The sequence below is a fragment of the Desulfovibrio sp. genome (genome assembly GCF_019422935.1).
GTDB lineage: Bacteria > Desulfobacterota > Desulfovibrionia > Desulfovibrionales > Desulfovibrionaceae > Desulfovibrio.
The window spans coordinates 204,578-228,988 of record NZ_JAHZCJ010000004.1 but is presented as its reverse complement, the minus strand read 5'-3'; the positions used below and the strand labels follow the sequence as shown (position 1 = coordinate 228,988).

Below are 24,411 nucleotides of genomic sequence, written 5' to 3'. Positions count from 1 at the left end.
GCTTGCGCCGCGTCCATTGTATCCGTCATGGGATGGCCTCCATGGTATAAGTGGGCGTTTTCCGCCCATGAATCGCCGCTTCTGCGGCAATCCGTCATATGCAATCCGCTGCAATCTGCGCCGGAATCGCCCCCGCTAACGGGAGCGTTCAGGCCCCGGTTTCAACCTTATCGGACAGAGCGGAGAATACTTCAGAGTGGGTGACAAAAACAATCCTTTCGGGCCGGGTTACGCCCAGCTTTCCACCAGCGCTCGCTCCTGGGGATTCAGGTATTCCATCCAGATTCCCCGCATGTAGTCATAGTGATTGATGCACAGGTCCGTCAGGTTGGTTCGGTTATATTCCCACGGCTTGGGGCCGTGAAAATGCACTATCCGCGCTTCATCCCTGCATTCTTCTCTATAGGGAGGGCTGTTCCAGCAGTCATCCAGCCGCGTAATGCGCTTGCCAAAAAAATAATTCACCAGCGACTGATCAAGATTGCCGATACGCGATTCATTTTCCCGGCAAAAAGCCATGAAGTGCCCTATGAGGTCACGCTTGCGCAGCCGCTCCAGATTGAACAGCGCCACCCCGCTGGAATATGTCCAGATAGGAAAAGGCATGGGGACGGTGTACCGTTCGCCCCTGTATTCATAAAAAAGCTGCTGGTGCTGGTGATAAAATGGGGCGGTGTATTCCCTTGCCATACCCACGTAGGCCGGATGCTGCGCAAAAAGCTCGTCCAGCGGGCGATAAAAAAGCACATCCGTATCGCAGTAAAGCACACGGTCGTCCTGGGCAAGCTCGGGCACAAGAGCCAGCTCAAGTTTGAGAAAGCATCCGGCGCAGGCCTGCCCCAGAGGAGTGAAACCGCCTGGGTCAAGGCGCGGCGTATAGCGCGCAACAGGGATGTTCTCCGCAGCGAGTTCTGCCAGCAAGGCGGCGTCATTCCCGGCGTATATGCAAAGGCAGGGGGCGTCCTTGCCCTGTACGGCGCGCAAGGAACGCACCGCCACCTTGAGCAGGGTCAGGTAGGTGACTTTGTCGTCAAGGCAAAAGACTGTCTTCACAGGCTTTCTCCGCGAAGACGTCGTTGCAGGGCTGCCGCCTGCCCCTGTAGGGCCGCATTGTCAAAATCCTTCACCGAGGCAAGAATGGCGGTCAGGTCTTCCGCATAGGGGGTGCCATTCACAAGAGGCATAAACCGTTCAATGGCGCTTTCCGCATTACCCCAGTCCGTTTCCATCAGCTCGGGCAGCTCGGCGAGCAGAGCCAGCAGGTTGTCCCGGTGCTCGCCTTCCAGATGCATGGTGCCTGCCGTGGCCATACTCCCATCACCCTCAAGACAGCGCACGCGCAACAGCACCTCGTTCATGCACGCCTCAAACTCGTCCATCAGTTCTTCACTCGGTGGAATAAGAGGCAAAGAGTTTTCCATGTGCCGCGTGAGGCGACATACCCTCTCCACGCCAAGATTGGCGGCAACGCCCTTTACCGTATGCGCCAGACGGGCCGCGCCACGCAGATCGCCACAGGCAAGCAACCCGCGCAGCTCTCTGGCGCTCTCGCCGTAGTGATCCACAAAACGCAGCAGCAGCTCACGGTACAATTCGCGGTTGCCGCCTACAGTTGCAAGGCCAGCCTCCACATTGACCGCCTGCCCCTCCGGTACCGAAGAGGCTTGGGCCGGATCGCGCATAACGTCCAGCGAAAGCCCTTCCTCGCCCTCCGGAACACGGCTTTCCGCGTCTGCTGCGGCAGAAATAACATCCGGGCCAACATCCGAGGCCAGCGGATTGGACTGCAATCCGCCCGGAAGCCACGTTTGAAGAGCGGCATACAGTGCGGCAGGATCAACTGGCTTGGTGAGATAATCGTTCATGCCCACGCTCTTGCCTTCCAGACGGGAAGCGGCATCGGCATGGGCAGTCATGGCAAGAATGGGCAGATCCGCGGGTGAAAAACCCAACGCGCGGATGCGCATGGTGGCTTGAAGCCCATCCATTACGGGCATCTGCACATCCATGAGCACAAGGTCAACGCCGCCGCCGCGTACCTCGTCAACAGCCGCAAGACCGTTGGAGGCCACACGCACGTCAAGCCCGGCCTGGGTCAGCAGCTCGCTGGCGATCTGGGCGTTGATGTCGTTATCCTCCACCACAAGCACAGTACGGTGCGGCGCAGGCGCAACGCCAAGGGCACTGTCCACAACGGCTGCGGCTTCTTCCTGCGCGGAGGTGGTCTCCGTAATGGCTTCGCCCTGTTGCACCCAGCCAAAGGACAATTCAAAGAAAAAGCGGCTCCCCTTGCCTGGCGCGCTTGCCACAGAAAGCTCGCCGCCCATGAGGTTGACCAGTTGCCGGGCCAGCGCAAGCCCAAGGCCAAGGCCGCTGTTTGATCGCGTCAGAGACTCATCGCCCAGGGCAAAGGGTTCAAAAAGCTTGTCCTTGAGAATAGCATCCATGCCGGGGCCGCTGTCGGCCACCACAAAGAGCAGACGGCATCCGCCATTTTCCAGACCGCCGTGGGCAAGCTGCACACTGCACTCCACGGAACCCGTGCGGGTGTACTTGACCGCATTGTCCAGCAGGATGCGCAACACTTCTTCCAGATGCCGTTCATCACCTTCCACCACCATCGGCACAGCAGCATCAAGTGTAAAAATCAGCTCCAACTGTTTTTCAAGGGCGCTGCCCGCCACGCTCTGCCGCAACAGCTCCAGCAGGCGGGGCACCTGAAATGCCCGGTTTTCGCGACGCAGCAATCCCTCGTTTGCACTTGAGAAATCAAGAATTCTGTTGACCATATCCAGCAGCAGACTGCCAGATTTGTTGATCTGGGAAAGATAGTCGCGCTGTACGCCACTGAGGCCCGTTTGCAGGCTCAGATAGCTCATGCCGATGATGGCGTTGAGGGGGGTGCGGATTTCATGGCTCATGCGGCGCAAAAAATCTTCCTGCACATGCGAAGCCCTTTGGGCGAGTTCCAGCGACGACAAGGCCTGCGCACGGGCGAGCACGGCCTGCTGCTTGCTTTTGCGGGCACGCCTTTCGGCCTCTTTCAGTTCGCGGATGCGGGAAAACAGCGTTCCCTTCATGCGTTGCAGGGAGGCGAACATAACGGCCAGTTCATCCCGGCACCTGAGCTTCAAGGGTTCGGGATCCTCACCCGCCGCCACGCCTTCCGCATACTGGCTGACCTCGCCAAGCGGCTGGGCGACCCTCTTCTGAAAAATATAAATATTGGCAACCGCGCTGGCCCCCAGGGCCAGCAAGGCAAAAAACATGGCCCAGACCATCTGGACAAGCGGCGATTCCTGTTTGCTCACCTGCTCCAGAAAGCTGCGGTACTGCACTTCGCGCAGAGCCTGCGCGCTGAAAAGAACCTGCTGCGCTTCACTGTCCAGATTGACCCTGTCTACCCAGCTCTGCGCGCCTTTCAGATCAAGCCCGTCCCTGTCCCACAGGGGCGGCCCGCTATTGCCCACAGCCATGTTCACGGCGGTATCAAGCAGACTGTCGAGGTGCCTGCGCTGGGCAAGAAGCGCCTGAACCTGCGCTTGCAGACCTCCCGTCACATTGAGATTGCGGGCAATATGCTCAAAGGTTCCCTCGTGCCCGGCGGCGTCCTGCATCTCGTGGACGCGATCCTGATTCAGCATCTGCCACTTGGCATAACGCTCTGGATTGCCCGTAAAAATAAAGGCGTGGGCTTCTTCGTAACTCTGGCGGGTATTGGTTTCCACATCCACCAGGAGGGAATCAAGCCTGTAATAGTTTTCGAGTACCCTGCGGCCCTCATTAAGGCCGCGCCCCAGAGAGACCAGGCAAAGCCCAAGCAGCAGAAGAAGCAGCAACTGCGCGAGGTTGGAAGTTTTGATGATGGTTCTGATGCTCATGCTTCTTGCTCCCGCAGGCAGCGGACAGTGCCTTTCGTCAAGCTTGAACCCGGACAGGCAGGCACCCCCGCGCGACTGGCGGCTGGCCTCATACCTTGAAGTATTGGCATTCTTACCATAGGCTGCCGCAAAAATCATCCGCGACCATTCTGGAGAAACTGAAAACCCTCATGTCCCCCACCGCCCGGAATCTATTGCCCCACGCGGCCCTGCTGACAGCCATGGCCTTTTGGGGCTCCACCTTTGTAGTGCTGCGCATCGCCCTGACCGCCCTGCCCCCCCTGCAAACCATGGCCGGACGCATGCTTGTGGCCTGTATTGTTTTTTTGCCCCTGTGGCCGCGCCTCTGGCGCGAACTCAAGGAGCACGGCAACCTGGGAACACTGACGCTCATGGCCTTGTGCGAACCCTGCCTCTTTTTTCTGTTTGAAACCCACGCGCTGCGCCTGACCACGGCTTCGCAGGCGGGCATGATAACATCCCTGCTGCCGCTTCTGGTGGCGGCAGTGGCCTTTGTAGCCCTGCGGGAACACGCGGGCCTGCGCATGTGGCTGGGTTTTTTGCTGGCTGTTTGCGGCGTCACGTGGCTCACCCTTGCCGCAGTTCCGGATGAAAAAGCCGCCAATCCCTTGCTGGGAAACATTCTTGAGGGTATCGCCATGTGCTGCGCCGCCGGATATACCGTGTTGGCCCGCCACCTTTCAACCGTATACAGCGCCCTGTGCATCACGGCTGTTCAGGCCTTTGTGGGCATGATCTTTTTTTGTCTGCTGGCGCTTGTGGTGCCGGAATCTGACACGCTCATCAGCCTTGGCAGGGATTTTCCCACATGGGTTCCCTGGGCCTGCGTTTTCTATCTGGGCGGCATTGTGACCTTTGCAGGATACGGCCTGTACAATTTTGGCGTTAAGCGCCTTTCTGCTGGCCGCGCCGCCGCCTACACCAATCTCATACCTGTTTTTGCCCTGCTTTTCGGCGTCGCCCTGCTGGGCGAGAAGCTGCCCCCCGCGCAATACGGCGGGGCCTTGCTTATCGTGCTTGGCGTGCTGCTGAGCCAATGGCGGGGAATAAGCCGCAACGCCCTGGGCCAAAAACCGACAGTATGATTTTTCTGCTCAAGGCAGTTGCAGCACGTTGAGTATGGCCGGCATGTCCAGCGCTGCTTCCACAGCATCGGCCAGCCTGTCCAGCTCAGGACCGAGGTTGTAGGCTGCTTCCTGCGCTGGCGGCAAACCCGCCTCATGCCGCAGACGACGCAAAAAGGTATGGCGAAAGGCGTCCTCGTCAAAAAGGCCGTGCAGATAACTGCCCCACACGCGGGCACAGCCGCGAGCATCGCACCGTCCCCAGCCCAAGGGGCGGCCTTCGGAGTCGGTCATCACGACCCGCATGACGGCAGACGCGGCATCGGCCGCAGCTGGTTCGTTAGCTTGAGCCGGCAAGTCCCCGTGCAAGACGGAGGTCTCACCGTGATGGATTTCATAGCCAGTCACGGGCTGGCGTTCTGACCCGCTCACACAGGCATCCACCCATCCAGTGGCACGGCACAGGCGCTTGGCAGCCAGCAGCTTTGTACTGAGGGGCAGCAGGCCAAGCCCCGGCTCGCATCCGCCTTCTTCAATCAGCAGAGGGTCGGCTATTTCGGCTCCAAGCATCTGCAATCCCCCACAGATACCCACCAGCGCGCCAGCGCCCCGCTCCAGGCTCTGGCGGGCAAATCCCTGAACCAGCCCGGCCAGCCCGGTGCGCCGCAAGAAGCGCAAATCAGCCACGGTATTGCGGCTGCCCGGCAAAATGACCACATGCGGCGCGCCCCATTGATCCGCGTGGCGCACAATGCGCAACTGTACCCCCGGTTCGTCCCGCAACGCGTCAATATCCGTGGCATTACTCAAATGCGGCAGATCGGGCACCACAATATCCAGCAAGCCGGGGGCACCAGATGTTTGCCCCATGCGCAGGCCAGGGGTCAGACCTTCCTTGAAGCTTACGGAGTCCTCTTCGGGCAGGCGCAAATTTTCCAGCATGGGGACAACCCCCCAAAAGGGTTTGCCCGTGCGCTTCTGGAGCATGGACAGGGCGGGATCCAGCAGGCTGGCGTCTCCCCGAAACTTGTTGAGAATAAAACCCCCAACCCGCCCCCTTTCAGCGCGGGTGAGCAGGGCCATGGTGCCAGCCAGGGCCGCAAAGGCCCCGCCACGGTCAATATCGGCCACCAGAGCCACCTGCGCCCCGGCATAACGGGCCATACGCATGTTTACAATGTCGTGGGCCTTGAGGTTAATTTCGGCCGGACTCCCCGCCCCTTCAAGCACCATCACGTCCATATCTGCGGCCAGACTGCGGTAGGCGCGGCGCACGGCCTTCCAGGCTTCCGGCTTATAGGCGAGATACTCGCCCACGCGCATGTGCCCCACGGCTTCGCCCAGTACAATGACCTGAGAACCCACATTGGACGTGGGCTTGAGCAGCACGGGATTCATGCGCACGTCTGGCGCGAGGCCGCAGGCAGCGGCCTGCAAGACCTGAGCGCGCCCCATTTCCTTGCCATCGCTGGTTACAAAAGAATTGAGCGCCATGTTCTGCGCCTTGAAGGGTGCAACCCGCAAGCCCATGCGGGCGAGCAGACGGCATACGGCCGCCGTAATCAGGCTTTTACCCGCGTTCGAGCAGGTTCCTTGTATCATGAGAGCCGGAGGCAAAGAGCGCCCCGGCCTCGATTGGGCAGTGTGAACAGATCTGGCCGCCATCGCGGTAATCCTCCATGCACCTGCGGCAACGTCCGTTCAGTGCTGTGTCTTTTATATCTTTCCGGCAATATATGGATTGCGGGAAACTACCGCAACCGATGCAGCCGCGCAGTCCGCCAAGGTACAGAGCCGACCTGCCGCACTGTGCGTTCTTCGCCTTGCACTGCTTGCCAGCTTTTCGTATAAAAGAAATGGTGGTCATACAAATACCCGCCGCAGCCCTGGGGGGCACGGCGGTTTACGCGGCCGCCAGGGCCGCAAATACCTGCGGAGTTTCAATGAAGCGTGTATTTCTATGGATTCTGGGTGGCGCCACGGTTCTGGCAGTGGCGGCGGCTGTTCTGCTCAGCAGGGTAGACGCTGGCTTTGTGGTGCGGCAGATAGCCGATGCCACGGCCAAAGCCACCGGACAGCCGTTAACGTTTGACAGCCCGCCCGGAATTTCCTTTTTCCCTCCCGGCGTCAATTTTGGACAGGCGCACTGGGGCAACGCCAGCGATGGGCAGGGCGTGGTCATCTCCGTTAAAAGCGGCATGGCCCAACTGGAGCTGAGCCCACTGCTCACGGGCAATGTTGTCGTGCGTGAAGTGCGGCTGAACAGCCCCGTGATTGAAGTCCGCGAAGGCAAGGCCGTTGCCGCTGCCAAGCCGGATGCGGAAAAACCCGCCGTTGAAACCAAGCCCGCCGCTTCGACCCCGCCAGCCCTTCCCATTGAGCTGAAACGCCTTGTACTGCGCCAGGGTGTCGCGATCTACACAACCGCAAATGGTAAAACACTGCGCGTTGATGATGTAAACTTTTCTGTAGAAAATCTGCGCACCGGGCAAGAAGCCGTGGTGCAGTGCGACTTTGCCTTTGTTTTTGGCGAAAGCACCGCCGAACCTGCTGCTCCCACCGCAAAGCCTGGGGCAAACAGCATCTCGGGGACTCTGGCATTTTCTTCCCGCCTGCGCTATGCGCCGCCCCAGCTGCTTTTCCGGCAGACCGCGCTGACAGTCACCCCGCTCACCGGGGCGCTTCCCAAGGAAGCCGGGCCGTTGCAGTTTACCTGTGAGGGGTCGTTGCGACTGAGCGATCTGCACCTCCAGTTGAGCAAGGCCTTGCTCAATACGCCCCAGGCGCGGGTGAGCGCATCCGGCGAAGGCGGGCTGGCCCCCCTGGCGTTCAACGGCGCTCTTGAAATGGAAGGCTCGCCCCACAAACTTGCTGCGCTGGCAGGCCATAAACTGGCGACTCCCTCTGCCAAGGACGATCTGCGCTTCAGAACAATGGTGCGCTATACCGCCAATGCCCTGAATCTCAGCCAGATGCTTCTGCAACTTGACGATCTTTCCCTGCGCGGCGGCCTGCGCCTTGATCTGCCCGAAAACACTCCCATGCTTGTGACTGCGGACGTGCAGACCGGCATGCTCAATCTTGATCCCTATTTGCCCCCGGCAGAATCCGGCAAAAATGCAACGGAAATCAAGCCTGCGAGCCACGACGGCGCAGCAGCTGGCGGCAAGCGAGCCAAGCCGGATGCGGAGGCTGCGCGGCGCATGCCGGGGCTGGACATCCGGGCCAAAGTGGCTGGCATTACCAAGGGCGGCTTGCAGGTAAAAGACATTGCGCTGGCCATCAAGGGTGAAAAAGGACGCTACTCCCTGACCTCCCTGGCCGCCAGCCTTGGCAGCGGCGGGCTTATCAAGTCCACCGGCAATATGGATATGGCGACTGAAACATGCGCTCTCAAGGTGCAAGCCGCTGATGTGGAACTTGGCCCGCTGCTGGTTGCCCTCGGAAAGGGACGGCTGGCCGACGGGCAGGCCTCGCTGGATGCGGATATGACCATGAAGTGCGCGGACGCCAACGATATTCGCCAAAGCCTGGGCGGACGCGGGCAGCTTGAGATACGCCGCCTGCATGTTCCGGCCATGGCAGAGCTTTCCAAGAGCATCCCTTCGCTCACCGGCAAGGCAGGGCCGCTGCCCGACCGCTTTGATCTGGCCCGTGCGCCCTTTACCGCCCGCGATGGCGAAATCAACGCAAGCCCCATCACCGTTACCTCCGCAACACTCAACGCTGCGGGCAAGGCGCGCATCAGCCTGCCCAAACAATATCTGGACGCGGCCCTGGACATCAAGACCATGGGGCTGACGATTCCTGTGACGGCCAAGGGGCCTTTGAGTGACATTTCGTATGGTTTTGACCCGCGTTTTGCCCTTGATATGGCAAAAAACCTGCCGGGAGCATTGCTGAAAACGGGTAAAGAAGCCGGAAGCACCACCAAGGACGCGGCAAAGGGCGCGGAAGGGCTGGTTCGTGGCATTCTGGGCCGCTGACGGGCATGACCTCGGCCCTGACAAAAATACGTGCAAGGCTTGAACGGCAAGGCAAACAGCTCCGGTTCACGGGTTAAGGTATTTTGCCTGGGGCTTGCCTTTTCGGCGTCATGGGCTAAAGCTATTAGCATCACGGGCGTTAAGCATTAAAGAAGGCCTGAACGCGCTGTAAAGGCGCGATTGGTGAGCGGAGTGGTCAAAATTCCGCCAGCCAGGCCATACACGAGCTTTACCGGTTTTTTCCCGGCAAGGCATAGAGCGAACAGGCGGCAGTATGTACTTACTTATAGGACTGGTCATTGTTGCGGCTTCAGTCGGCACGGGCTACACCATGGCCCATGGCGAATGGGGCGTTCTTTTTCAGCCCGCCGAGTTCATCATTATTCTGGGTTGCGGCCTTGGAGCTTTTTTTGGTTCGCAGACCAAATACACCTTTGGCCTGGTTGTCAAAAGCCTCAAACACCTATTTGCCGACCCTGGTTCCAGCAAAAATCACTACCTTGAGACTCTTGCCCTATTGTACGCGCTCTTTTCCAAAATGCACCGCGAGGGCGTGATCAGTATTGAAAGCGATGTTGAAAAACCCGAATCCAGCCCAATTTTCAGCAAATATCCTAATATTTCCAAAGATGCCGTGCTGGTGAACTTTGTGGGCGACACGCTGCGCGTGTACCTGACCACCGGCGACCCCGCAGATATCGACAGCCTCATGGATGTGGATATCGAGACCATGCGTGAAGAAGGTATTTTGCCTGCCCACGCAGTGGCGCACATGGCCGAATCACTGCCGGGCATGGGTATTGTGGCCTGCGTTCTGGGCGTGGTTTTGGCCATGGGCAAGATCAATGAACCGCCGGAAGTTCTTGGCCACTATATCGCGGCAGCGCTTGTCGGCACGTTTTTTGGTATTCTTGCCTGTTATGGCCTCTTTGGCCCCATGGGCGCAAAGCTTGAAAACTACGTGGCCGAAGAACATTTTTATTTTAACGCCATCAAGGAAGCCGTAGCTGCCGCCATTCGCGGATCAACTCCGCTGATCGCCGTGGAATATGGACGCAGGGCCATACCCTACCCCTTCCGTCCGTCTTTTGCAGAAATGGAAGAACGGCTCAAGAGCGGTTAAGCCGGGGCAAACGCGGGCTGGCCGCCCCCTAACCGGGGAGTGCGGGCGCAGATATTTTGCCCTTCTGTAAAAACCTGCTATGGTTTGCACATCAAGGGCGCGGACGGCTGATCTTTATGCCGTCAGCAAAAGCGTAAGGCCCGACGCAGATTACTACGAAGGAGAAAGCCTATGGGCGGCGGCGCATGGAAAGTGGCGTATGCCGACTTTGTTACGGCCATGATGGCCTTCTTCCTTCTGTTGTGGATCCTCAGCATGGTGCCGCCCGACACCAAGGCAGGCCTTGCCGCGTACTTCAGCGGCGAGCGCAATTTTGACTCCAGCTCCACATCCCCCATATCCAACAATCCGTTCATCCAGAACACGGATAAAATTGATGCGCGCGACCTCAAAATCAACGAGGTTGAAAAGTCGCACTACGCCATTGCGCAAAAAATCAAGCAGATGCTCATGGCAGATGCCGTGCCGCAAAATTCCTCGGGCATCAGCGCGGATGACGTGGGTGTGCAGTTGCGCGTCAATTCGGACGTCATGTTTCGGCCCGGCAGCGTTGACCTGCTGCCCGAAGGCACCAAGGTGCTGGAAGCGGTGCTGAAACTCATGAACGAATACAATCTTTACCTTGTGGTGCGCGGGCACGCTGACTCCACCGAGGCCAGACCGCCATATCCCTCAGCGTGGGAGCTTTCCGGAGCGCGCGCATCGGCCATGGTGCATTATCTCGCCGAAAAGGGCATCAAGCCCACGCGCATGCGCGCTGTGAGTTACGGCGATACGCGCCCCCTCAAGCCGGGCATTGACGAACAGAGCCGCGCCATGAACCGGCGGGTGGAATTTTTCTTCCATCGGCCGGAGGTCATGTCGTACAGCGTGGTGTACTAGCCGCCCCCTTTTCTGCCAGCAAATTGCAAAAAAAACGGCCCCTGCGACAATTCACAAGGGCCGTTTCTCTATTTCACAGACCTAGATGCTTTTCGGCATCCCTTTCTGGGCTATATTTTACGTACTTCCGTGTACCAGGCGGCGGCCTCTTCAAGCAGTTTGCCCGTGCGGGCCGCCAATGCCTGAGGATCCTTGAGGTAGCCGTCAAGCAACAGGCTGGAGTCAAACAGGCAGCCCGTCATGTCGGCCAGGATCCTGTCGTCCGCGTCAGCCTTGAACATGCGCAGCATGCTGCGCAGCAGGGGATGATCGCGGTTGACCTCCAGCACCTTCACGGGGATGGAGTCATCCTTCTGCATGACCTTGAGCAGCTTTTCCATGGAGGACGACAGGCCGCCATCGGGCGAAACCAGCACTGCGGGGCTGTCTGCCAGACGGTGAGAAACCCGCACGTCCGTCACTTTGTCGCCCAGGATTTCCTTCATCTTGCCGAGCAGGGCGTCAAAACTTGCTGAATCGTCGTCAGAGAGCGGCGCGGCGGCCTCGTGTTCCGGCTGTTCCTTGTCGGAAAAGTCTTTCAGGGCATCGTCCGCCGCTGTTTCCACCGACTTGAATTCCCAGTCCTTGTACTTGGAAAGACCGTCCATGACAAATTCGTCCACAGGCTCATACAGCCACAGCACTTCAATGCCCTTGCGGCGGAAGCGCTCCATGTGCGGATTGAGCCGTGCGGCCTCCCGGTTGGGCGCTGCCACATACCAGATGGTCTTTTGCCCTTCTGGCGCGCGGGCCATGTATTCATCAAGGCTGGTGAGCGCATCCGCATCCGCAAGGGACGAGGAATTGAAACGCAGCAAGGCGCTGATACGTTCTCGGTTGGCGTAGTCGTGATACCCCAGCTTGAAAACCTTGCCGTGCAACTTCCAGAAGCGGCTGTATTTTTCCGCATCGTCCTTTGCCAGCTTTTCAAGATGGGCCAGGGTCTGCTTGACCAGCACCTGATTGATCTTGCGCAGCACCACGTTTTCCTGAAGCGTCTCGCGCGAGATGTTCAGGGGCAGGTCTTCCGTATCGACCACACCTTTGAGAAAGGCCAGATATTCAGGCACCAGCTCTTTGTTGCGGTGCTGGATGAGCACGCGGCGGGCATAAAGATCAAGCCCCCAGAATTCACGATCGGCACCAAAAAAATCCTGCGCCGAATCGGGCGTGAACAAAAGGGCATTGAACTGCACGGGCGCATCCACAGAAAGATGCAGGGTGTCCAGCGGCTCCTTGGCGTCATAGGTCAGGGCTTTGTAAAAGGAATCGTACTGTTCCTTGGTGACCGAGAACTTTGGCTCGCGCCACAGGGCGGGCTGGGTGTTGACCCGCTCGCCGTCCACGAGGACAGGGAAGGGAACAAAGGCAGAATGCTTGCGGATAACCGACTCAACGCGGAACTTCTCCGCAAATTCGGCGGCATCGTCCTTGAGCCATGCCTTGATGACCGTGCCGCGCGCGGGTTCATCCCCGGTTGCGGGTTCAACGGTAAAGGTACCAAGCCCGTCGCTGATCCACACGCTGGCCTCGGCATCATCGCCAAAAGCCGGACGCGAGGTAACTTCCACCTTGCTTGCCACCATAAAGACGGAATAAAAGCCCACACCAAAACGGCCAATAATGTTGGCTGCATCCACAGGACCGGAGGTTTCGCCCTCCTCCCCGGCTTCGGCCTTTGCCGCATCGCTGCCGTTGGCGGCATTTTCAGCCGCAATATCGGCCAAGAACTGCTCTGAGCCGGATCTGGCAATGGTGCCAAGGTTTTCAGCCAGTTCATCTGCGGTCATGCCAACGCCGGTATCTGCAATGGTCAGAACCTTGGCGTCCTTGTCCAGGCTGATGCGGATTTCAAGGGGAATATCTGCAAGACGCGGGCTTTCGCCCCTGTTCATGCGATAACGCAATTTATCCAACGCGTCCGAGGCGTTGGAAACAAGTTCCCTCAAAAAAATTTCGCGATTTGTATAGAGCGAATTGGTGAGGATATGCAGGACTTTGCGCACCTCAGCGCGGAATTGGCGGGAATTCTTACCAGCCTCTGCCATGACAAACCTCCTGAAAAAAGATATAGTTGAAAATAATATCCCCCACTGAAATTTCAAGGGGGATTTGCCAAATTTTACGGCATTTTTCCGCGCGGCAGTTGGCAACGCAGGGAAAGTCGCGCGTCCGGCACCCTGCAAAACAGGCTGGCAGGTGTGCACGGACATTCCAATCCAATAATTCATTTAAAAGGGGGATAAAACATCAAGCCCGCAGGATTCATACGCATACGGGCAAATGATATTCGTAACTACTTGCCATTTGATGGGAAAAAAGCTATCTCGCCTGAAGGATATTCAAGGAGGGCCTACATGGACGTTGTAATGCTTTCGCGTTTGCAATTCGCTGTGGCCGTTTTTTTCCATTTCATATTCGTACCGCTTACGCTCGGTCTTTCCGTCATCCTTGCCTGGATGGAAACCCGCTATGTGCGTACCGGAGACGAATTCTGGAAAAAACAAGCCAAATTTTGGGGAAAACTTTTTCTCATCAACTTTACCCTGGGCGTGGTGACGGGCATCACGCTTGAGTTCCAGTTCGGCACCAACTGGTCCCGCTACTCGGAATACGTGGGCGATATTTTCGGCTCCCTGCTGGCGATTGAAGCTACGGTGGCCTTTTTTCTGGAATCCACGTTCCTTGCAGTGTGGCACTTTGGCTGGAAACGCGTTGGCAAAAAAATGCATCTTGCCTCAATTTACATTGTGGCATTTGCGGGCAACCTTTCCGCCCTGTGGATCATTCTTGCCAACGGCTTTATGCAGCACCCGGTGGGCTATACCATCAATGAGACCGTCGGGCGCGCCGAGCTTGCCAACTTCTGGCAGGTGGTGACCAATGGCTACGCCTGGGGTATGTACGCGCATACGGTGCTGGCATCGTGGGCGCTGGGCGGCTTTTTTGTGCTGGGTGTTTCGGCTTGGCATTTGCTGCGCAAGAGCCAGGTGGACTTTTTCAGGGCCTCCTTCAAGATGGCCGCGCCTTTCACCCTGATTCTTGTTTTGCTGCTGGGCCTTTCTGGCGATCAGCAGGGCAAGACGGTGGCCCAGGTGCAGCCTGCCAAGCTGGCCGCGCTGGAATCCCACTGGGAAACCGGGCGCAACGTGCCCTTCTACCTGCTGGCATGGCCTGACGAAGCCAATGAGGGCAACAAGGTTCAGGCCATTGGCATTCCCGGCCTGCTGAGCTGGATTGCCTACGGCGACACCAACGCCGAAGTGAAGGGTCTCAAGGACTTTGCCAAGGAAGACCGCCCCCCGGTCATGCCTACCTTCCTGAGCTTCCGCGGCATGATCGCCATGGCAGGCCTGTTTGTGCTGCTGGCCGTGGGCGCTTTTTTGCAACGCAAAAAGGACGAACCCTGCCCCCTGCTGCTCAAGGCGCTGGTATGGAACATCCCCCTGCCCTACGTTGCCATCATGCTGGGTTGGGCAGTGGCCGAAATTGGCCGCCAGCCCTGGATCGTTTATGGTCTCATGCGCACTTCCGACGCGGTTTCGCCAGTTCCAGCCGAGAATGTCGCCATTTCGCTGGGTGCGTTCATAGTGGTGTATTCCCTGCTTGGCCTTCTGGACATTTACTTGCTGCGTAAATACGCCATCAAGGGCCCTGACGCCCAGGAGGTATAGCCATGTTGGAAACCATCTGGTTTGTGCTGTGGGCATTGTTGTGGGCCGTGTACTTTATTCTGGACGGTTTTGATCTGGGCCTTGGCGCGTTGCTGCCCTTTTTGGGCAAAAACGAGTCTGAGCGCCGCATCATGTACAATGCTGCCGGGCCCTTCTGGGACGGCAACGAAGTGTGGCTTATTTCCGCTGGCGGCGTGACCTTTGCGGCTTTTCCCAAGGCCTATGCGGTCATGTTCAGCGCGCTGTACGCCCCGCTGCTCCTGCTGCTGTTCGCCCTTATTTTCCGGGCTGTTTCCTTCGAGTTCCGCAACAAGGTGGAACACGACAGCTGGCGCGCCCTGTGGGACGGTGTGCATTTTCTTGCCAACCTGATCCCCTGCGTGCTTCTGGGCGTGGCTTTCGCCAACCTGTTCATGGGCATTCCCATTGACGCCAAGGGCGTGTACCACGGCAACCTACTTGGTCTGTTGAGCATTTACGGCCTTGCGGGCGGCGTGTTCTTTTTGTGCATGTTCCTGCTGCACGGCTCCCTGTGGCTGGCTATCAAGAGCACAGGCAGCCTGCAAACCCGCGCTGTGGCATCGGCCACCTTCCTGTGGCCTGTCATGCTGTTGCTGCTGGTGGTCTTTCTGGTTCTCACCGCCATGTACACCAAGCTGTATGCAAACTTTCTGGCCATGCCTGTTCTGTTTGTTCTGCCCTTGCTGGCGCTGGCGGGCCTTGTGGGCGCGCGCGTCATGCTGGGTGCGGGCAAGCTGTGGCTGGCCTGGGCGTGCAGCGCCGTGTTCATTCTTGGCGTTACCTTCTTTGGCGTGGCGGGCATGTTCCCCGGCATGATCATATCTTCCATTGATCCTGCCGCTACGGTCACGGCCTTTAACGGCGCTTCCAGCCAGCTGACGCTCAAGATCATGCTGGGTGTGGCCCTGGTCATGGTGCCTATCGTGCTTGCGTACCAGTTCTGGCTGTACAAGACCTTCTCCGCCCCTGTGACGCACGATGACCTCAAGGACGAACACGCCTACTAGCCTTGTCCATAAATAATTAAAAAAGTCCCGTGCTGGTCTACAGCGCGGGACTTTTTGTTGATACCTGTCACAAACACTTTCTTTATAATCACTCCGTTCCCACTACTGAGCGAGATAATCGCCTTTGGAACAAAAAAGCTTCTGGCAACTAGTTAATCAGTGGATTCCACCTCGCGCACACAGTAGCCTTGATGCCGCAGCGGCGTGAAGTAGTTGGTGCCCCAGGTCACGGCCAGCACAAAGAGCGCGGCGAAAAGACCGATGGCAGGGCTCCACAAGGGGCTTGCGGAAAGGGCCAACCGCATGAGCAAGGTGCCTATGACAAAGCCCGAATTTCGAAACACCGCGTGGAAGGCGGGCATATACCGCTGTGCGATGAGCACCATGGCGATATCTGCAAAAATCAGCACTGTGTAGAGGGTTTCAAAGAACTTGAGGTCTTCGCCGGTTTTCACAAAATGCATGAAATCGCGAGAGCCTATGAACAAAAAAATGATAAACAGGGCCAAGGCCAGCATTTTTTTGCTCATGACGTAGCGCATGCGCAGATCAGCCGTGGCGATAAAATGCAGATGCTGCCGTGCAATGCGCTTGTAAAGCCCAAGGCACATATATACGGCCAGAGCCCCTGCCCCGGAAACCGCAATGCTGATTACCGGCAGCAGGTCGTCAACCACGCTGACTGGCTCCGGCAAATGGGCCAGCTCTTTAAAGGCGTTACGCAGCAAAATGAGGGTAAGTATCTCAAACTGTTTGCCCATGGATTGCGAAAGGGAACTGGGGATCGCCAGAATCAGGCTCATGACCTCAAGCCCCAGAATCAGGGTAAAGGCCAGATGGATGGCGTAAAAATGGCTGTGCGGCGTAATCGCGGCAAGCCACGGGGGCAGAATGCCCATGCGCTTGAGTTCCACCCCAAGCAGGGAGATCAGATATACCCAGAGGATGCACAGGGCCACACGGCGCTGGGTAGCGGCACGCTCCCAGGCTGAGTGAAGCCAGTCAAAAACATCCGTAATTGGCTGGAAACTTAAGATAAGCATGTGAATAGCTCCATAAATGAATACCCGGAGGCCCAGGGCACCCCGTCTGGCAGAAGAATATCTACAGCTTGCCAAATGTCAAAGACTACTAATCCTGTTATGGCAGACAGGATGGTGAATGGCGGGCTTGGGCCAATGCCCTGCGCACTTGCCATCCATCAATATAGAACGTAGAGAAAAGGCTTCCCCCGCGTTGCAGACCTTCGGCTTGCCCGATGGGTTTGAACAGTGTCGGCGGCCTGCGGCCTGCCGAGAGCGCGAGTTTTTTCCAAACTTCCATGCCGCCCGACCCGCATCATTACGGGCATCGGTTCGGCATGGTCGGCTATTGGGCGGCTCGCCAATGCGCGGGAAAACAGGGGGTGGATTGAGCATGCCCCGCCTGTCTTCACGGATTTGACCGGCGGCAACGCCGCAAGAGCTTCATCGAGCTTTACGAGGTAGAACGTCATGCCCCACAAGGGTCCGCATATCTCCATTTCTCCCGACTATGTAGTGAACAGGATTCTGCGCATCAACATTGATGACTTTGCAGAATGGCCCGAATCTGTGCGCAACCTGGCCATCGCCATAGCCGAAGAACTTTTTCTGGTGGCCTACAACCCCTTTATCAATGCGGAAACCGTGCGCACCAGCGTGCGCGAAAGCTATGACAAGGAATCGGTCTCCCTGGCGCACTATTACGCCACGGCCATCAGTGAAGGCCTCACCATGTTCTGGTCGGCCCACGAGGCCGAAACCGCCTTCCGCGCCAAGCTGGTGGACGCCCTGCACGGCGTTTTGCCCGATGAATGCATTCTGACCAATCCCGCCGCCATGGTGGAATCGGCGACAGACGCCACCGACTTGCGCATGGAACTGCCCCTGCTGGTGGTTGAGCCGGACAATACCGAGCAGGTGGCCGAGCTTGTGAAGCTCGCCAACGATATGAAGTTTGCGCTCATTCCGCGCGGCGGCGGCTCCGGCATGACCGGCGGCGCGGTGCCCGCGCGCAAGCGCACGGTTATTGTCAGCCTTACCCGGCTGACGCGCATCGGGCCTGTTGACCTTGAAGCCATGACCGTCACCTGTCAGGCAGGGGCCATCACCCAGGCCGTCATCAACGCGGTGGATGCCGAGGGCGCGCTGTTTTCCGTTGACCCGGCTTCCAAGCAGGCCTCGACCATCGGCGGCAACGTTTCTGAAAACGCGGGCGGCCCCAGCGCCTTTGAATACGGCACCACGCTGGACAACCTGCTGTGGTGGCGCATGGTCACGCCCACGGGTGAAATCATCACCGTTGAGCGTGAAAACCACCCCCGCCACAAGATTCTTCCGGATGAAACCGCCGTCTTTGTGGTCAAGGACGTGAGCGGCGGCGTGCGCAACGTGGTACACCTGCGCGGCGACGAAATCCGCCTGCCGGGCCTTGGCAAGGACGTAACCAACAAGGTTCTGGGCGGCCTGCCGGGCATGCAGAAAGAAGGCGTGGACGGCATCATTACCGAAGCCTGCTTTATTGTTCACCCCAAGCCCAAGCACAGCCGCGTCATGGTGCTTGAATTCTTTGGCCGCTCCATGCACCCCGCCGCCGTGGTGGTGCGCGAACTGGTGGCCCTGCGCAACCGCATCCGGCAGGAAGGCGACTACGCCCACCTGTCGGCCATGGAAGAATTCAACGCCAAGTACGTGCAGGCCATCGAATACAAGCGCAAGTCCGAGAAATACGAGGGCTCGCCCATTTCGGTCATCATCCTTCAGGTGGATGGCGACGATCCCTACCTGCTCGACAAGTGCGTCGGCGACATCGTGAGCGTTGTGGAACAGCAGGACAACGTGGACATCATCGTTGCCGCTGATGAAAAAGAAGGCGAACGCTTCTGGGAAGACCGCCACAGGCTCTCGGCCATCGCCAAACGCACCTCCGGCTTCAAGATGAACGAGGACGTGGTCATCCCCATGGACCGCATCCCCGACTTCGCGCTGTTCCTCGAGCAGATCAACCTGGAATGCACGGCGGCCTCCTACCGTTACGCCTTGCAGGAAGTGGGTCGTCTGCCGGGCTTCCCCATGGAAGACAAGGACTTTAACCGCGAGTTTTCGCAGGCCTCCAAGGCCGCCTCGGGCGATGTTGCCGCCACCGACATTTCGGATATGGAACTGGCCGCCCGCGCCGAGGACTTTCTTGCCAAGCTCAAGGAAAAATACCCCCATCTTGCCAAAAAGATCGACAAGATCAGGGAGTACATGGATGCCAGCCGCATTGTGGTTGCCAGCCACATGCACGCGGGCGATGGCAACTGCCATGTGAACATTCCCGTGAACTCCAACGATGCCCACATGCTTGAAGAAGCGGAAGAAACCGCAGCCCGCATCATGGCCGAGTGCCAGGAGATGGGCGGCGAGGTTTCGGGCGAACACGGCATCGGCATCACCAAGATCGCCTTTTTCGGCAAGGACAAGATGGACGCCCTGCGCGCTTTCAAAGAGCGCGTGGACCCCCGCGATGTGATGAATCCGGCCAAGCTGGTGTTCCGTGAACTGCCGGTGCGCCCCTTTACCTTCTCGTTCAACCGACTGATCCGCGATATTCGCGAAAGCGGCCTGCCCGACAAGGAAAAGCTCATCAGCCTGCTCACCTCCATTCAGGTCTGCACACGCTGCGGCAAGTGCAAGCAGGTCTGCTCCATGTGCTATCCCGAGCGCTCCATGCAGTACCATCCCCGCAACAAGAACATGGTGCTGGGCATGCTGCTGGAGGCTGTGTACTACAGCCAGGTCAACAAGGGCCGCATCGAGGAAAGCCTGCACAAGGCCCTGCGCGATATTGTGGAGCACTGCACCGCCTGTGGCCGCTGCATGGCCAACTGCCCGGTCAAGATTCCCTCGGGCGAGGTGGCCCTCACCCTGCGCGCCCTGCTGGAACACGAAGGCGCTGGCGGGCACCCCATCAAGGGGCATGCCCTTGAGTGGCTCTCGCGCGATATCCAGCACCGAGTGCCCAAGGCGGCCAAAATGGCCTCCCTTGGACAAAAGATGCAGAACAAGTTTCTCGGTTTCGTGCCAGATATGTGGAAACGCCGCCTGAAGAGTCCGCTCTTTTCTGGCCGAGGCCCCAAGATGGGCTACACGAACCTGTATGAAACCCTCAAGCTGCACAGGGGTTCCATTTTTGCGCCTGCCGAGCCAACGCCGGGCATGCCCTGCGTCCTGTACTTTCCCGGTTGCGGCGGCGCGCTGTTCTATGACCGCATCGGCGTTTCATCCATCATGCTGCTGCTCAAGGCAGGCTTTGCCGTAGCCGTGCCGCCCCGGCACATGTGCTGCGGCTTCCCCTTGCTGGCTGCAGGCATGGATACGGCCTTTGAAGACAACATGGCCCAAAATCGGCAGTATCTGGCCGCCATGCTGCGCAATCTCGCCAAGCTTGGCTTTGACTGCAGGCATATGGTCACAGCCTGCGGCTCGTGCCGTGACGGACTTGAACGCCTGCACATGGAGACGCAGTTCCCCCAACTGACCCTGCGCGATGTGGGCCAGCTTACCCTGCCCCTGCTGGACAAGGACAAGCTCAAGGCTCCCCTGCCGGAAGGCTCCAAGGTGCTGTACCACGGCGCGTGCCACTGCGAATGGGCCGATGTGCACAAGATCAAGGGGCAAAAGCAGATCATCAAGGCGCTTGGCGACTTCAGCGGCGCCAAGATTACGCTCAACCCCGGCTGCTGCGGCGAATCGGGAATGGGCGCCATGACCTCGCCCGACATCTACAACCTGCTGCGTTCGCGCAAGCAGACGCGCCTTGGCGAAGCCTTTGAACAGGGCAATGACGGCCCCGTGATTGTGGGCTGCCCCTCGTGCAAGATCGGTATTGGCCGCTGCCTCATCAATATGCGTGACAAACGCCCTGTCATGCACGTGGTTGAATGGCTGGCCGGTCAGGTGGATGGTGAGGACCGCCGCCAGACCTTCCGCAAAAAGGTCAACGAAGTGCGCGGCGAAGTGCGCGTTATTGACGTAAAATAATAGCCTTATCATCAGGGAGGCCGCCCATGCAGGGTCGGCCTCCTGTTTCAGGCAAGGCCAGCATACATTCCCAAAATACAGCGCGGGGGGTTCCGGTTACGGGGCCTCCCGCGTAAACACAAGGTCTGTCAGCATATGGCGCACCCTGCCGATTTCTGCCCCGCGCACAGCGGTAAATCCCCGGCCCATGAGCTTCAGGCGAATCATTTCACCTTGCCTGCCCCCGGTTGGGGCTGGTGGGTGGTGGTTGTAGCGCTGCTGCTGCCCTTTGCCTATGCCTTTGGCTTTCTGTTTCCGCGCGGGGACGACTTTGATGAAGTCACCAGAGCCATGTTCCCCTTTGACCTGCCCGGCGGGCTGTATGAAGTTGCCCGCGAATGGCTGACCTGGAGCGGGCGCTATACCTACCACTTTCTCGCGGTTTTTCTGGGCAAGGCAGGAGAAATCCGCCCCCTTTACGGACTTGTCTGCACGGGCGTTGCGGCGCTGTTCGGGCTTGGGCTGTTCGGCCTTGCGCGGGTGGTAAACATACGGCGCGGCCCTGCTGCTTTTTGTGGATTGCTGGGCGTGCTTGTGGTGCTCGCCGGTCATCAGAGCCTGCCCAACTTCTACCTGCTGACAGATGCGCTCACCATGGGCCTTTTGCAGGCCATGACCCTTGTCTTTCTGTGGATGGTCTGCCGCCTGTGGGCCGCCCCGGCAGCCGAGGCCCGCAAGGCGCGGCGTCAGACCATCATTGTAGGCGTGCTGACCGTGGGTGTGTTTGAGCATTCGGCGCTGGCTGCTTTGGCGGCATGCACGGTTGCCGTTCTGCTGGCCCTTGCGGATCGCTTTGCAAGACGGGAGACGGAACCCGATGTCACGCAAAGCGCCCGCACCCGCCTGCGCCATATGGGTATTTTGTGGCTATGGATTTTTGGAGCTTTGCTGTTTTCCTTTCTTGCTCCGGGCAATCAGGTGCGCAGGGCTGCCCGCCATATCGGCGCTGACGTACAGCTGCGCCAGCTTGCCGCAGCGTTTGACGAATGGCGGCAGGTGGCCTTTTGGTTTTTTGACGGCCTGTGGCCGTGGGCTGTTCTGCTGCTGGTGCTTCTGCTGCGCGGCATGCGCGGGCAATGCCCCATCGTGAGCAAGGGGACTGCGCGTTCCGGCCTGCTGATGGCGATTCTGGCCGTGGCAGCGTATCTGGGACTTTCAGCCCTGCTCACCGTGCTGCATGCCCTCAGCGATGTGACCATCAGCTCCACTGGCAAACTGCCAGCAGGCCTGACCATTATTTCAGCCTATGCCTGCGGCTTTGCCCTCTGGGGCTTGCTGAACGCCTTGCCTGCGGTGGAACGCTCCTTGGCGCGGCTACCTCAGTGGGCACTCATGGTTGCGCTGCTTATTCCGCTGCTGGCTCTGCTTGTCAGCAGTTCCAACTGGCGCAACACCATGACCAATGCCGCCAATGGCAGCATGCTCCACATTGGACTGCAATTGCAGGAACGCTACGACACGCTGCAGGCCATGGGCGACGCCGCCCAGCCAAAGGATGCACCGCCGCGATTCGGCCTGCTTGGCGAAATCTACCGGCCCGGCGCGCGCAAAAGAGCTGTTGACCCCAGCCTGCCCATGGCTGTGGTGCAGCGCAGTATTCCGGCGACGGTTTTTCCTGTCCAAATGGACGAGGCCTTGCCCGCGCAGGCTGAGACATGGCCCAACCTCTGGGCGGCCTGGATGCTGGGCCTTGGCGGCGTATACAGCGCACCGCCCGTGGCCTCCGCAGCTGTGGCGGTGCTGGAAGCACCTGCGGACATGGCCGCGCAAAAACCCCTAGCGCTGGGCTTGCCGCAGGCCTTGCAAGATGCGGGAATTGACGCTGCGTGGCTGGTGCGCGCCAATGGCGCGCCGTCAAACGTGCAACCCACAGCGGCTACCACCACGTTCAGCGACTTGTGGCTGGTACTTCACGGGCAGGATATTTCAAAGATTGAACGCATTGCGGTTTTGCGGCTCAACAAAACTGACTGGCGCAGGCTTATACCCGTATTTCTGCAACAGTTTGCGGCATCCCATATTCTGGAGCGGCAGATGCTTGCAGGCAGCACTGGCGGAAGCTCCGTCTACCAGCAAATACTGGTCGCAGTGGCTGGTGAACAAATCCATTTCCATGCTGAAGGCTGGAAAGTCGGTGAATATCTGGCAGTGCCAGTGAGTCAGGCGGTCAGTGCGCCTCGTGGCCTTTTTGTGAGCCTGAACAACGGCCCCATGCTCCGGCTTGATTTGTCAAAACTCTGACCAGCCTGAGAAGGTCGGCGAGTTTGAGCTGGCGTGGTTTGGCGCTCAGCTTGAATCGGCGGGGCTAGGCGTATTTTGCCCAGGGCACGGCTTGCAAGACCGTGGTGACACCGCGAAAGAAAGCCTGTGTTTCTTCCGCAGTAATGTGTTCCGGCAGGGAGTAGCGCTCCCTGTACCAGGGCAATGTGAGCCGCAAGGCAGCCTGCATGGCAGCCTGACGCGGGTGCAGCACATCAGCAGGCCGGGTCTGGGTGGCGTCCTCGCCCGCACTGCATGGCTGGCCGAAAACAACATAGCGCCTACACGCCATCGGACGCACAGGATAAGCGCCGCAGCATTTCTCCAGCAGGAAAGGGCAGGCGTCCCCAAGAGTTGCCCGCTTACCGTGGAACAGCGCAAAGGTTGCTTTGAGAGCCTCCCGCCGGGCGGGGGGAAGCTCCAGTTCTGCAAAAAGGCGCAAGGCCAGAATTTCCAGTGGGGTCGCGGGTATGGGCTGGATACAGCATTGGCAGCAATCCGGCCCGCAGGCTGGCGGCTCCCCCTGGAGTGCGATGGACTCCGCGACACCGCAATCCACCAGGGCAAACGCGTCCAGCAGCAGACTCATGCCCGGCATGCGCTCAAACCGATGATTCTGGTACCTTAAGCGCTGTACGTCTTTTCCCTGACAGGCAGCCATTTCCACTCCTCACCAACGAGCAGCCCCGCAGAAAAACCACTGCCGAGGCAGCGGCCTTTCCACGGGGCTGGCAGAAAGAGGGGCTACTTCAGACGCAAAGTCCAGTCGGCCATAGCCTGCATGAGGGCCGTTGCCTGGTTCACAAGGCCTTCGTCCTGCACATCGCCGTTATCGGCAAAGGCAGGTGTGAAAGCGTTGGAAAAAAGCTCAGGCTTGTTCAGCACGTGCAGGTTCAGATACACGCACACCTGACGCAGGTGGTACTGCGCCCGCGATGTGCCCATGCCGCCGCCAGCACCCACGATGCAGGCGGTTTTGCCTGTCAGGGGCGCGAGGTCTGGTTCGCGCGAGAGCCAGTCCAGCGCGTTTTTCAGCGCGGGAGCAAGTGAATAGTTGTATTCGGGGCAGGCCAGAACCAGCCCATCCGCTGCGCTCACCTGATCAATGAGGCGCTGCACCACAGCGGGTTTTTCAATATCCGCATTGTAGAATGGCAGAGCGGAAATATCTGCAATTTCAAGATTTACGCCCTGAGGAAGATGCGCTGCGCAGCACCGCAAAAGCCCGGTATTGCGCGAAGCCTTGCGCAGACTGCCCGATATGCCGACAAAGGTAAGGTTGCCCATAACTACTCCTTAAGGGTTGCATAGACTTGAGTAGTTTACTGTGTTTTTACGCAAAAGCCCATATGCTTGTGGCGCTGAAATCA

Annotated in this window: 15 protein-coding genes; 8 read left to right on the top strand and 7 right to left on the bottom strand. The window is 58.7% G+C overall.

Annotated elements, in window-relative coordinates; genetic code table 11:
- Positions 1 to 228: 228 nt before the first annotated feature.
- Both QZ383_RS07575 and QZ383_RS07570 read right to left on the bottom strand, forming a co-directional pair.
- Positions 229 to 1,053, bottom strand: coding sequence for a glycosyltransferase (locus QZ383_RS07575; protein WP_291444372.1), 825 nt, complete (start codon positions 1,051 to 1,053; stop codon positions 229 to 231).
- The gene (locus QZ383_RS07570) at positions 1,050 to 3,881 is read right to left on the bottom strand and encodes a response regulator (RefSeq protein ID WP_291444370.1); all 2,832 of its coding nucleotides are present in this window, start codon (positions 3,879 to 3,881) and stop codon (positions 1,050 to 1,052) included. Before QZ383_RS07570 ends, QZ383_RS07575 begins: the two co-directional genes overlap by 4 nt.
- Positions 3,882 to 4,051: 170 nt before the next feature.
- On the opposite strand from QZ383_RS07570, the gene QZ383_RS07565 reads away from it, so the two are divergent.
- Positions 4,052 to 4,987 (top strand): DMT family transporter, encoded by a 936-nt coding sequence (locus tag QZ383_RS07565; protein ID WP_291444368.1) that lies wholly within the window; start codon positions 4,052 to 4,054, stop codon positions 4,985 to 4,987.
- 9 nt (positions 4,988 to 4,996) lie between these two features.
- Here QZ383_RS07565 and QZ383_RS07560 read toward each other — a convergent pair whose 3' ends face one another.
- Positions 4,997 to 6,631 (bottom strand): cobyric acid synthase, encoded by a 1,635-nt coding sequence (locus QZ383_RS07560; RefSeq protein WP_291444366.1) that lies wholly within the window; start codon positions 6,629 to 6,631, stop codon positions 4,997 to 4,999.
- 278 nt (positions 6,632 to 6,909) lie between these two features.
- Here QZ383_RS07560 and QZ383_RS07555 point away from each other — a divergent pair, with 278 nt between their 5' ends.
- The 3 genes from QZ383_RS07555 to QZ383_RS07545 all read left to right on the top strand — a co-directional run bounded on the left by QZ383_RS07555 (position 6,910) and on the right by QZ383_RS07545 (position 10,957).
- Positions 6,910 to 8,952 carry an AsmA family protein gene (locus QZ383_RS07555; protein WP_291444364.1) on the top strand — a complete coding sequence of 681 codons (2,043 nt, stop codon included), beginning with the start codon at positions 6,910 to 6,912 and terminating at the stop codon, positions 8,950 to 8,952.
- A gap of 274 nt (positions 8,953 to 9,226) precedes the next feature.
- Positions 9,227 to 10,075, top strand: coding sequence for a flagellar motor stator protein MotA (motA, locus tag QZ383_RS07550; protein WP_291444362.1), 849 nt, complete (start codon positions 9,227 to 9,229; stop codon positions 10,073 to 10,075).
- Positions 10,076 to 10,246: 171 nt separating this feature from the next.
- Positions 10,247 to 10,957: a flagellar motor protein MotB gene (locus tag QZ383_RS07545; RefSeq protein WP_291444361.1), complete on the top strand. Its 711-nt coding sequence runs from the start codon at positions 10,247 to 10,249 to the stop codon at positions 10,955 to 10,957.
- A gap of 110 nt (positions 10,958 to 11,067) precedes the next feature.
- Here QZ383_RS07545 and htpG read toward each other — a convergent pair whose 3' ends face one another.
- The gene (htpG, locus tag QZ383_RS07540) at positions 11,068 to 13,044 is read right to left on the bottom strand and encodes a molecular chaperone HtpG (RefSeq protein WP_291444359.1); all 1,977 of its coding nucleotides are present in this window, start codon (positions 13,042 to 13,044) and stop codon (positions 11,068 to 11,070) included.
- Between the two features lie 309 nt (positions 13,045 to 13,353).
- On the opposite strand from htpG, the gene QZ383_RS07535 reads away from it, so the two are divergent.
- Positions 13,354 to 14,670, top strand: coding sequence for a cytochrome ubiquinol oxidase subunit I (locus tag QZ383_RS07535; RefSeq protein ID WP_291444357.1), 1,317 nt, complete (start codon positions 13,354 to 13,356; stop codon positions 14,668 to 14,670).
- Positions 14,671 to 14,672: 2 nt separating this feature from the next.
- A complete protein-coding gene (cydB, locus tag QZ383_RS07530) occupies positions 14,673 to 15,698 on the top strand; it encodes a cytochrome d ubiquinol oxidase subunit II (protein ID WP_291444355.1) in 1,026 nt (341 codons plus the stop codon).
- Positions 15,699 to 15,850: 152 nt separating this feature from the next.
- Here the strand turns inward: cydB and QZ383_RS07525 are convergent, their stop codons facing one another.
- Positions 15,851 to 16,741: a hypothetical protein gene (locus QZ383_RS07525; RefSeq protein ID WP_291444353.1), complete on the bottom strand. Its 891-nt coding sequence runs from the start codon at positions 16,739 to 16,741 to the stop codon at positions 15,851 to 15,853.
- A 450-nt stretch (positions 16,742 to 17,191) separates the two neighbouring features.
- Here QZ383_RS07525 and QZ383_RS07520 point away from each other — a divergent pair, with 450 nt between their 5' ends.
- Together QZ383_RS07520 and QZ383_RS07515 are read left to right on the top strand one after the other, a co-directional pair.
- Positions 17,192 to 20,743, top strand: coding sequence for an FAD-binding and (Fe-S)-binding domain-containing protein (locus tag QZ383_RS07520; protein ID WP_291444352.1), 3,552 nt, complete (start codon positions 17,192 to 17,194; stop codon positions 20,741 to 20,743).
- Between the two features lie 213 nt (positions 20,744 to 20,956).
- Positions 20,957 to 23,023, top strand: coding sequence for a hypothetical protein (locus tag QZ383_RS07515; RefSeq protein ID WP_291444350.1), 2,067 nt, complete (start codon positions 20,957 to 20,959; stop codon positions 23,021 to 23,023).
- Between the two features lie 64 nt (positions 23,024 to 23,087).
- Here the strand turns inward: QZ383_RS07515 and QZ383_RS07510 are convergent, their stop codons facing one another.
- Positions 23,088 to 23,702, bottom strand: a complete 615-nt coding sequence (locus QZ383_RS07510) for a YkgJ family cysteine cluster protein (protein WP_291444348.1) — start codon at positions 23,700 to 23,702, stop codon at positions 23,088 to 23,090.
- 83 nt (positions 23,703 to 23,785) lie between these two features.
- The gene (locus QZ383_RS07505; RefSeq protein WP_291444346.1) at positions 23,786 to 24,328 is read right to left on the bottom strand and encodes an NADPH-dependent FMN reductase; all 543 of its coding nucleotides are present in this window, start codon (positions 24,326 to 24,328) and stop codon (positions 23,786 to 23,788) included.
- Positions 24,329 to 24,411: the final 83 nt, after the last annotated feature.